This is a genomic window from Pectobacterium jejuense (assembly GCF_026800125.1).
In the GTDB taxonomy this organism is placed as follows: Bacteria; Pseudomonadota; Gammaproteobacteria; order Enterobacterales; family Enterobacteriaceae; genus Pectobacterium; species Pectobacterium jejuense.
Genome location: NZ_JAPQKX010000016.1, coordinates 52,805 through 62,936 on the forward strand (window position 1 = coordinate 52,805; position 10,132 = coordinate 62,936).

The 10,132-nt window shown below is 51.5% G+C and carries 7 protein-coding genes, 1 tRNA gene and 1 pseudogene; 7 read left to right on the top strand and 2 right to left on the bottom strand.

Annotated features, from left to right (window positions below):
* Positions 1-52: 52 nt before the first annotated feature.
* On the bottom strand, positions 53-388 hold the full coding sequence (locus NXT09_RS21070) for a 5-carboxymethyl-2-hydroxymuconate Delta-isomerase (protein WP_268581071.1): 336 nt from the start codon (positions 386-388) through the stop codon (positions 53-55).
* Between the two features lie 175 nt (positions 389-563).
* On the opposite strand from NXT09_RS21070, the gene NXT09_RS21075 reads away from it, so the two are divergent.
* From NXT09_RS21075 to proA, 5 genes are all read left to right on the top strand, one after another.
* On the top strand, positions 564-2,600 hold the full coding sequence (locus NXT09_RS21075) for an ankyrin repeat domain-containing protein (protein ID WP_268581072.1): 2,037 nt from the start codon (positions 564-566) through the stop codon (positions 2,598-2,600).
* An 11-nt stretch (positions 2,601-2,611) separates the two neighbouring features.
* Complete coding sequence (locus NXT09_RS21080) at positions 2,612-4,711, top strand: ankyrin repeat domain-containing protein (RefSeq protein WP_268581073.1); 2,100 nt, start codon at positions 2,612-2,614, stop codon at positions 4,709-4,711.
* A 114-nt stretch (positions 4,712-4,825) separates the two neighbouring features.
* Positions 4,826-5,200: a sigma factor-binding protein Crl gene (gene crl / locus NXT09_RS21085; RefSeq protein WP_205554750.1), complete on the top strand. Its 375-nt coding sequence runs from the start codon at positions 4,826-4,828 to the stop codon at positions 5,198-5,200.
* A 123-nt stretch (positions 5,201-5,323) separates the two neighbouring features.
* The gene (proB, locus tag NXT09_RS21090; RefSeq protein WP_014916394.1) at positions 5,324-6,427 is read left to right on the top strand and encodes a glutamate 5-kinase; all 1,104 of its coding nucleotides are present in this window, start codon (positions 5,324-5,326) and stop codon (positions 6,425-6,427) included.
* 10 nt (positions 6,428-6,437) lie between these two features.
* Positions 6,438-7,691, top strand: a complete 1,254-nt coding sequence (gene proA, locus NXT09_RS21095) for a glutamate-5-semialdehyde dehydrogenase (RefSeq protein WP_268581074.1) — start codon at positions 6,438-6,440, stop codon at positions 7,689-7,691.
* A 304-nt stretch (positions 7,692-7,995) separates the two neighbouring features.
* Here the strand turns inward: proA and NXT09_RS21100 are convergent, their stop codons facing one another.
* Complete coding sequence (locus tag NXT09_RS21100) at positions 7,996-8,415, bottom strand: hypothetical protein (RefSeq protein ID WP_095700377.1); 420 nt, start codon at positions 8,413-8,415, stop codon at positions 7,996-7,998.
* 540 nt (positions 8,416-8,955) lie between these two features.
* On the opposite strand from NXT09_RS21100, the gene NXT09_RS21105 reads away from it, so the two are divergent.
* Together NXT09_RS21105 and NXT09_RS21110 are read left to right on the top strand one after the other, a co-directional pair.
* Positions 8,956-9,031, top strand: a tRNA-Thr gene (locus NXT09_RS21105).
* 164 nt (positions 9,032-9,195) lie between these two features.
* Positions 9,196-10,058 (top strand): annotated as a pseudogene (locus tag NXT09_RS21110) (tyrosine-type recombinase/integrase); the annotation flags it as partial.
* Positions 10,059-10,132: the final 74 nt, after the last annotated feature.

Genomic DNA, 10,132 nt, shown 5'->3' on the forward strand with positions numbered 1-10,132 from the left:
AGGCGAATTATCGCTACACAGGCCGCAGTTCCTGCCAGACGAGCACCGTCGATCACAGGAGCTTTTTGGCGTAGCAAAGCCTGTCCATATCAACCACTTCAACCGTCACTGACAGGTTCTTCAATCCCAGCGCTTCAATCTTCTGAAGTACCAGATTGGAGAGACTGCTTTTCTGCTCCCCCGTCCGTCCGGACAGTATCTTGACTGCCACATGAATGAAGCTAGCCCGTTGGCCACCGGTCGTGTAGTTATCGTACGCGAGGGATCTAACTTTGATGTCGCTGCCGTCACTGGAAAATAAACCGGATTCGAGCGCGCCGCGATAGATCGCAGGAAGTAGGGCATTGATATCAATGTCTGAGGAATGTTCGGCGATACAATGTGGCATAAGGTGTCACTTCTCAATGAACGAAAACGAAGAGACCTGAGTATTGAGTACCCGGCGTCGCTCGGCAACTGCTTTTTAGGGAAGCCTGCGCGGACAAGAGTATGGATGTGCGTTATTATCGCAGGTGGTTGATAAATTATCATTTTTACCCGTTTGGGGATCGTTGAGGGATGCAATGATGTGGGGAATATTGTCTCGTCAGCAGCAAAGCCTGCATGACATCTGCTGTTCAGAACTACCGCTGGAAAAGAAAAAACGACAAATCGACCGCTTTCTGGCGCAGGGCGGCAGCATCAATGAAAGGCAACGCCATACTGCTAATATACTCGGTTTGCTAACGGTCAATACGGACGCACCGGATATTGAACTGGTCCGTTACCTGCTGGATAAAGGGGCTTTTATTGAACAGCCTGGAGGATTCAGCGCATTGCATAATGCGATCGAGTTTTTCCATCTGGAGCTTGCCGAGCTTTATCTTCAGTACGGCGCTGATGTGCACTACCTCAATTTCTTCAGCAACTCGTGGCTGAATTACCTGTACTGTCCTCAGGATCGACATACCTACACCGACGACCAGCGTAAGCAAATGCTGGATCTGTTGTTACGCTACGGCTTGGATCTCAATCGTGAAACCATTTTCTGGACATCACTGGAAACCAGCTTTCCGATCGAGATCGTGATGTGTGAGAAGGATGTGAGCCTGCTGGAGCACATCTTTCAGCTCGATACCCCGATTCATTTCGCCGAAACCGGCATTTTTGAACGCCTCTTTAACTATAAAAGCGAGTGGCTGCCACTGCCGCTCTTTCAGCAGATCGTGAAACGGGCTGGGGGATCGGCTTATCGTGAGCCCGGCGTGATTCTTTCCGAAGACAAGAAGATCCGTACTGATGGCTCGCTATTGGAAATGGCCATTTTTTACGCTGCGGACGAACGGCTCTGTGAGTGCTTGCTCGATACCTATCCTGATATCCGCTGCGATTTAAGCAGCTACAGCTTTGTTCTTGATGTCTTGCTTAACCGCTATTCGCCCGCGCTGGTGGAGCGAATTATTCAAAAAACGGCAGATATTGACCGACCTTATTCCCTGTTCATTTCTTCTGGCCGGAAAAAACAGAGTGGGTGGGAGGCTGATGCGTACCCTGACGTCGGTAGCTCGGCCATGATGCAGTTTGTGGACAACCGTCTGATAAAGGCGCTGAGCGAGCCTGACTATTACGCCTATTTTTACGATGCCATGAGCCTGTTGCTGCAATACGGCGCGTCGCCTCTGGTCGATAAAATGAGTGGAGGGCGCAGCTATGAAATGCGGAACTGGTCATTGCTTTACCTCGTCTGCGTTGAAATGGTGTCGGCGAATAACTTTCGCCCCGACCTGCTGGATTTACTGGTGGCACACGGCGCGAATTTCAACGTGAAGAAAAGTGCGGTCAGCGAACCGCTCTGCATTACGCTGCTTCAGCGCGGCTACAATTCGACACATGAAGATGTGCTGCTTCAGGTGATGAACTACCTCTACGAACACGGTATGGATTTGCAGGCGACCAATGCTTACCTGATCAACACGGCAGCCGCTGCGGGAATTGGCTCTCGACCACAGGTTTTACAGTGGCTTATTGCGCACGGTGTAGATATTCACACCCTGAGCGGATTCGACAATTCCCCCGTTCTGCATAAAACCATCAGCCTGTATAGCGATGAAGCACTGACGCCAGAACGGCGTGCTGAAACCGTCGCAGTACTGCTGGATAACGGCGCGAATATTGATGAGCTCTCGATTGATGAACAATTCACGCCGCTAATGTGCGCGGCCTACTATGGCGAAGCGAAGTGTGCCGAGGTATTGCTGGCGCGGGGAGCCAATCCGCATGCCCGTAGTGCTAATGGTATGACGCCCCTGCTCTGTGCGCTACACCGCGCAGATGCGGCGGCGGCGCGAATTGTGACCCTGCTTCATCAGTATGGCGTGACGATAACGCGGGTGGACGAAGAGGGTAACGATCTACTGGTTCGCTGTATCCGCAATAAACACGAAGCGGTGTTCAAAGCGCTACTGGAGATACTGTCTCCCAGTCTGGATGACATGCATCGGCTGCTGGACTGGTTGGCGCAGGGCAACCGCTACTGCTATTTCTCCGATCAGCTGCGCCAACAGATTGCGCGACTCAGCGCTGGCGAGTCGTTGTCTTCCCATCATTCGTTGCCGCTATAAGGACGTCGCATATGTTTGGTTCATCTTCCAAAACGGATACGTTAGAGACGATTTGCTTCTCTGATGTCCCCACCAGCAAGAAGCGGAAACTGATCGATCGCTATCTGACAGCTAAAGGCGACATCAACGCGCTGAGCGACGGGCAAACGGTTTTGCATCAGTTGAGTCGAGATCGCGACACGGAGCTCGATCTTGTCCGCTATCTGCTGGAAAAAGGGGCGAGTATCGAAACGCCTGAGGGCGAAAGTGCGCTCTTCGCGGCTATCACGTCTTACTCTCCTGAGATTGCAGCATTACTTTTACAGCACGGTGCCCGGCTGGATTTTTATGATAATCAGGGGCGCGGTTGGCTACACTGCTTTTTTGATCTGCCTGAAAGTCAGGTTTATACCCATTCTCAGCGCAGTACGATGTTGGGGGTGTTGCTGGCAAACGGATTGGATATCAATCAGCCCGTCCTGTTCCATTCTGAGACTGAGAAACGCCATCCCGTCGATATTCTGCTGGAAAAGCAGGATCGCTTTTTGTTAATGCGGCTGTTCCATGTGGATAGTCCGGTACGCCTGACGGGAACGTCGATACTGGAAACGGTATTTCGGCACGCCGGATCATGGATGACGCTGGAGGTATTTCAGCCGATCGTTGCACAGGCTGCACGTGAAGGGATGTTGGAATCGGGCTTCACGCTGTCGTTTAATCAAACCCTGAAAAATCAGGAACAGAAAACCTCGGTGACCTGGCTGGAAATGGCGCTGTATTGCGGCTTGCCTGCGCCGTTGTGTGCGTTCTTATTAGAAGCATTCCCAGATATGCGCTGCGATGTGCCTGCGCACAGCGTCCTGCTGGATGCGCTGGAAAGGTCGTTTCCTCCTGCGCTGGTACGGCGTATTGCGGAACGGACTGCCGATCTCGATCGCCGTTATCCGCTACGTTTTGAACAGCACGAACCTGACGATGATGAGGATGACGCAGAGTACGAACGCGATGCTGAGCGCGGAAATGATGTAAATCAGGGTACGGTGCTGGCGCAATATCTTGTGCTGCAAGTCAAGGCTGCGGTAACGGATAGCCGCGTCCATCGCGTGTTTTCTTCCTCTCTCCAGCATCTTTTGGAACTGGGCGCTTCTCCCAATATTGGCTATACGATGTGGGAGGAGGAGGACGACACACCTACGACGTGGCCAGCGCTTTATACGCTTTGTGACGCGATGATCTCCACCGGACAATATCATGCTGACTTGCTCGATCTGCTGATAGCGTATGGCGCTGATTTCAATCAGCAGCATGTACTGCAAGAAAGCGGTGCGCTGCCGCTGGGGATGGCACTTCTCCTGTATTCACCGTCCAGCCCGCATGAAAGCGTGCTGCTTGATATTTTCCGGCATCTGCATTTCTGTGGAATGAACCTGCATAGCACGGCACCAGACGGGATGAACATGGCTTACGCCGCTGCGGCAGGGTGTCGTCCACAGGTGCTGAACTGGCTAATTCAACAAGGCGTTAGCCTCAGTGCGGAAACCGCAAGCCGCCTTGCTCCGCCGCTGCATCGCGTTATTTATAATGTGGGCGTGACGTCGGAAAGGCGTAAAACAACGCTTGAGGTACTGCTACAACTGGGGATGGAGAAAGACATCGCGTGGGGCGAACACGGGATGACGCCGCTGATGCTGGCGGCGAAACAGGGCGCACAGCATTGTCTGGAAGTGCTACTGCGCTATGGCGCAAATCCGAATGCACGTGGCGCAGACGGAATGACGCCCGCGCTGTGTGCGATAACGAGCCGCCGCTCTATTGATTTCCCGCCGCGCCCTGAATCGGTATCTGCCCGCATGCTGGCGATACTGCATGTCTACGGTGCGGATCTCCGCCAAAGCAATGATGATGGAATCACGCCGCTGTCACTCAGCGTGCAGGACGAGCGGAAAGAGATCTTCGAAGCGCTGCTCAGGCTGACGCCGTTTACGGAAGAACAGCTGCGAAGCGTGCTGGACTGCAAACATCCGGTTCATGCTTATTTTGCTGAACGCCTGCAAACGCTGCTGGCATTGCCTGCGCCACACGCTGAAACAGGGCTTTCACGCTTTGCCGTGCAGCGTCAACCGATCGCATAGGAGCACGCCGGTGTAAAAGCAGAAAAGCCGGGCGTCGGGCAGTAACCTGACGCCAGGTGGTTGATAAATTGCCATTCTCTGCTAAAAAGAAGGTTCAACCAGAGGAGATCGTAAATGATGTTACCGAGTGGACACCCCAAAAGCCGACTCATGAAAAATTTTACGTCGTTGGGGCCTTATATCCGTGAAGCGCAGTGCGAGGATACCGCGTTCTTCTTTGATTGCCTGGCGGTTTGCGTCAATATCAAGCCTGCGCCAGAAAATCGTGAGTTCTGGGGCTGGTGGTTGAATGTGGAAGATACTGGCAAAGGCTTTGCCTATGACTATCACTACGGTTTGTTCGATAAACAGGGCAACTGGCGTGAAGAAAAAATCAAGGACAAAGCCGTGATGGAACAGGTGGAAAATGCCAGAAAGGCTTTTCATGTCCGACTAGAGAAACAGCTGCACTCGCTGGAACCCGCCTGTACCCTCGTCGCACGACCGTGATGCTTTCCTGACGATCCCCGATTTATTCACAGGTTTTCGCGTTGTGCCTGTTGGCATAACGCGTCTGTCCTGCTACAACGTTTTCCTTATTCTTATTTTTTGACATCCAACGGCAGAAAAATTATGAGCGGCAGCCAGACTTTGGTTGTGAAACTGGGCACCAGCGTGCTAACCGGCGGTTCGCGCCGTCTTAACCGCGCCCACATTGTTGAATTGGTGCGCCAGTGTGCGCAGCAACATGCGGCAGGGCATCGGATTGTTATTGTCACCTCAGGGGCGATTGCCGCCGGGCGTGAACATTTGGGTTACCCCGAACTCCCGGCCACGATTGCGACCAAACAACTGCTGGCCGCTGTGGGCCAAAGCCGCTTGATTCAACTGTGGGAACAGCTGTTTTCTATCTACGGTATCCACGTCGGGCAGATGCTGCTGACGCGTGCGGATATGGAAGATCGTGAGCGTTTCCTCAACGCGCGCGACACCATGCGGGCGCTGCTGGATAACAATATTGTTCCGGTGATTAATGAAAATGACGCGGTTGCGACTGCCGAGATCAAGGTGGGTGACAACGACAACCTGTCTGCGCTAGCGGCGATTCTGGCCGATGCAGATAAGCTGCTGCTGCTGACCGATCAGGCCGGACTGTTTACCGCCGATCCGCGCAATAACCCCGATGCGGAGCTGATCCGTGAAGTGACCGGCATCAACGATGCGCTACGCAGCATTGCGGGTGACAGCGTGTCGGGCCTTGGAACGGGCGGCATGTCGACCAAATTGCAGGCTGCCGATGTGGCCTGCCGTGCGGGTATCGATGTGGTGATTGCCGCAGGCAGCAAGCCGGGCGTGATTGGCGATGTGATTGCGGATATCTCCGTCGGAACGCGTTTTCATGCGCTTGATGCGCCGCTGGAAAGCCGCAAACACTGGATTTTCGGTGCACCGCCAGCGGGGGAGATCACCGTTGATGACGGCGCGCTCTCGGCGATCCTCGAACGCGGCAGCTCGCTGCTGCCTAAAGGCATCCGCACCGTAGAAGGGAACTTCTCTCGTGGTGAAGTGATCCGCGTGCGTAGTCTGGCTGGTCGCGATGTGGCGCATGCCGTGACGCGTTATAATAGCGATGCGCTGCGTATGATTGCCGGACACCACTCTCAACAGATTGCCGAGATTCTTGGCTACGAATATGGTCCGGTGGCTATCCATCGCGACGATATGATTATCAATTAAGGAGTTCGCGATGCTTGAACAAATGGGTAAAGCGGCAAAAGCGGCCTCTTATCAGCTGGCGGTCTTGAGCACGGCTCAAAAAGATCGCGCGCTGCTGACGATTGCGGATTTGCTGGAAGCCGAGAGTGCGACGATTCTGGCGGCTAACGCGCTGGATTTAGCCGATGCGCGCCAAAATGGCATGAGTGATGCGTTGCAGGATCGTCTGCTGTTGACGCAGGAACGACTGAGCGCGATTGCCAGCGATGTGCGTCAGGTCTGTCGCCTGACCGATCCGGTAGGGCAGGTGATTGACGGCAGCATGCTGGATAACGGGCTGAAGCTGGAACGTCGCCGCGTGCCGCTGGGCGTGGTTGGTGTGATTTATGAAGCGCGCCCGAACGTCACCATTGATGTGGCGTCCCTGTGTCTGAAAACCGGTAACGCGGTGATTCTGCGCGGTGGAAAAGAGACGTACCGCACCAATGCGGCGACGGTAAAAGTGATTCAGCAGGCGCTGTCGCACTGCGGCCTGCCTGCCGCTGCGGTGCAGGCGATTGGAAGCCCGGACCGTGAGCTGGTCAATCAACTGCTGAAGTTGGATCGCTACGTAGATATGCTGATTCCGCGCGGTGGTGCAGGCTTGCACAAGCTGTGTCGCGAACAATCGACGATTCCGGTCATCACTGGTGGTATCGGCGTTTGTCACATCTATGCTGACGACAGCATCGATTTCGACAAAGCGCTGACGGTCATTGAAAGCGCCAAGGTGCAGCGCCCTAGCGCCTGCAACAGCCTGGAAACGCTGCTGGTCAATCAACGTATTGCCGACCGCTTCCTGCCGGAACTGAGCAAGAAAATGGCGGCGGCAGGCGTTACGCTCCACGCTAGCCCTTCAGCGATGCCTTATCTGACAGGTGGCCCGGCAATCGTCGTTGCCGTGGAAGAAGCCAACTATAACGATGAATGGCTCTCTAACGACCTGAACGTTACGCTGGTGGACGATCTGGATGCGGCGGTTGCCCATATTCGCGAACATGGTACACAGCACTCTGATGCGATTCTGACGCGCTCTTTGAGCAATGCGGAACGCTTCGTGCGTGAAGTGGATTCCTCTGCGGTGTATGTCAACGCCAGTACACGCTTCACCGACGGCGGCCAGTTCGGTCTGGGGGCGGAAGTGGCAGTCAGTACCCAGAAACTGCATGCGCGCGGCCCAATGGGGCTGGAAGCGCTGACCACCTATAAGTGGATTGGCTATGGCGACGATTTGATTCGCGCCTAATCAATGCATTGCTGCGTATATCGAGAGATATGCGCAGCGTTATTTTTATTCCGCTTTTTATTTCAGATATTTTCTAAATAAGACATCTCATTCCAACTGTGATTTTTTTCTGTGTTATATGTAGTTAACTTAAAACTTAATATAGCAATACAAACGCAATAAAATAACCGCATAAGAGAAATATCCTCCAATAGTAACAGGCTATGCTTTGTGCGGCGTTTCACAAATACATAACCTGTTTTGCTATCGGAGGATAAAGAGTAATAATTACTTATCCTCTATTACAATAACGCGTTATTTCACATTAACGCTGATGCTTCTCTGCGGCAGAGTGGATTGAGTCGGCGGTTTCACGAGCATTCTTTTCCGCGCGGCTGTTAAAACTATCCGCTTTCGATTTGACGTCGGCCCAGCCTTTTTCGGCGTCTTTTCTGGCTTCGGATTCTCTGGATTTCACATCAGCTTTGACTTTGTCTGCCCGTTCTCTGGCTTCTGGTTCCCTTGATTTGAGATCGGCTTTGAAATCATTCGCTTTTTCCCGCGCCTGGACTTCATGCTCATGCGCCTTGGTTCGCGCTTCTGACGCTTTTTCTCTCGCTTCAGTGCGATCGTGACTGAAGGCCGATTCTGCTGACGCCCGGGCGGAATCCAGATCATTTGCTGCCACCATGCCAATGTAACTGGTTCCCAGAATTAAGCCTAAAAACAATGGTTTCATATTCATGGTCTATTTCCTCTTACAGCGCTCTATGATTACGCTAACAATAACCTTGTCGTCGACAACGTATTATTGAAAGCTTCATGTTAAGACCGCCTCCTTGTCGTCTTGGTCATTTAAGTAGAGCAAAATAGAAAATAAAAAGAATAGGGAATAATCCTAAACCGTACACTTGGGTTTTGTTATGTATTGCATTTATATCGGAAAGGTAAAAAGATATTTTTATTGTAAATATCACCCTTTATAAAACAGGAATATTTATCTGTAAATAAAATGGTGTTTTCACATGATTAGGTACTCTCTCTTTCTGGTACTTCACCCGAAGAAGAGGGGGACTATAGGAAACATACTCTGCATGTGCGTCCGTTAAGCCGAAAAGCTATAGCCTATAGCGTTATTAGTACGGAAAATTATCAGAACTGCCTTATCAACGTAAGGGTGATGATAAAATCGGCAGACGATCGCCAAACGCTTGACTTGGCGTACCATTATCACTAATTTGTCACCCCGTAGTTCACGTCTGGCTCTCGCCACGACGATCCCAAAGCCGATATAGCTCAGTTGGTAGAGCAGCGCATTCGTAATGCGAAGGTCGTAGGTTCGACTCCTATTATCGGCACCATTTCAACTTCCTCAAACGACCCTATTCATCCATAAACTACTTATTTTATAACAACTTTATTGCTGTTTGAGTCCGTATTAGTCCATAACCTTCCAGTAAAATCTGGTACTGAATGTGTATAGGATTATGTATATGTTCCTGTTCAGTCTTGGATTCCTATACACATGCCTTTAAACGATATGCAGATTCGCCGCGCTAAGCCTGAAGCTAAACCCTATACACTTGGAGATGGCAAGGGCTGTCATTGCTTATAGAACCTAATGGAAGCAAGAGCTGGCGATTCCGCTATCGTTATGCCGGCAAACCCAAAATGCTCTCTCTTGGTGGTTACCCAAAGATCACATTATCAGATGCTCGTTCCCGTCGTTATGAAGCACGAAAGCTTGTGGCAGAAGGAAAGAACCCTAGCGAAGTTCGAAGAGAGTAAAAGCTGGCTTTGCAAACAGAGTCAGAGAACGCCTTCGAAAAGATAGCCAGAGAGTGGCATCAACTTAAGTCTGCCAAATGGTCGGTAGGATATGCCTCAGATATTATCGAAGCGTTTGAAAACGATATTTTCCCTTACGTTGGTGCAAGGCCTGTAGGGGAGATTAAACCGCTGGAACTGCTTAACGTGCTGCGTAAAATTGAGAAACGTGGTGCGTTGGAGAAAATGCGTAAAGTGCGACAGCGTTGCTCTGAAGTATTCCGCTACGCAATTGCTACAGGTAGGGCAGAGTATAATCCTGCGGCGGATCTCTCCAGTGCCCTCGAAGTACATCAATCCCACCACTTCCCGTTCCTCAAAGCTGATTAGATACCTGATTTTCTGCGTGCCTTAGAGGGTTACACCGGGAGTAAGCTTGTCCAGATAGCGACGAAATTGCTGCTTATTGCGGGCGTAAGAACCATTGAGTTACGCGCTGCATTGTGGTCGGAATTTGATCTAGATAACGCTATTTGGGAAATTACTGCTGAAAGGATGAAAATGCGCAGGTCACATCTTGTGCCATTGTCTACTCAGGCGTTAGATTTACTCAATGAACTCAATGAACTCAATGAACTCAATGAACTCAATGAACTCAATGAACTCAATGAACTCAATGAACTCAATGAACTCAA

What these genes read in the sequence shown, in the direction of transcription:
- proB (WP_014916394.1), top strand. Translation starts at nt 5,324, where the DNA reads ATGAGCGGCAGCCAGACTTTGGTTGTGAAACTGGGCACCAGCGTGCTA.
- NXT09_RS21070 (WP_268581071.1), bottom strand. Translation starts at nt 388, where the DNA reads ATGCCACATTGTATCGCCGAACATTCCTCAGACATTGATATCAATGCC.
- crl (WP_205554750.1), top strand. Translation starts at nt 4,826, where the DNA reads ATGATGTTACCGAGTGGACACCCCAAAAGCCGACTCATGAAAAATTTT.
- NXT09_RS21075 (WP_268581072.1), top strand. Translation starts at nt 564, where the DNA reads ATGATGTGGGGAATATTGTCTCGTCAGCAGCAAAGCCTGCATGACATC.
- NXT09_RS21080 (WP_268581073.1), top strand. Translation starts at nt 2,612, where the DNA reads ATGTTTGGTTCATCTTCCAAAACGGATACGTTAGAGACGATTTGCTTC.
- NXT09_RS21100 (WP_095700377.1), bottom strand. Translation starts at nt 8,415, where the DNA reads ATGAATATGAAACCATTGTTTTTAGGCTTAATTCTGGGAACCAGTTAC.
- proA (WP_268581074.1), top strand. Translation starts at nt 6,438, where the DNA reads ATGCTTGAACAAATGGGTAAAGCGGCAAAAGCGGCCTCTTATCAGCTG.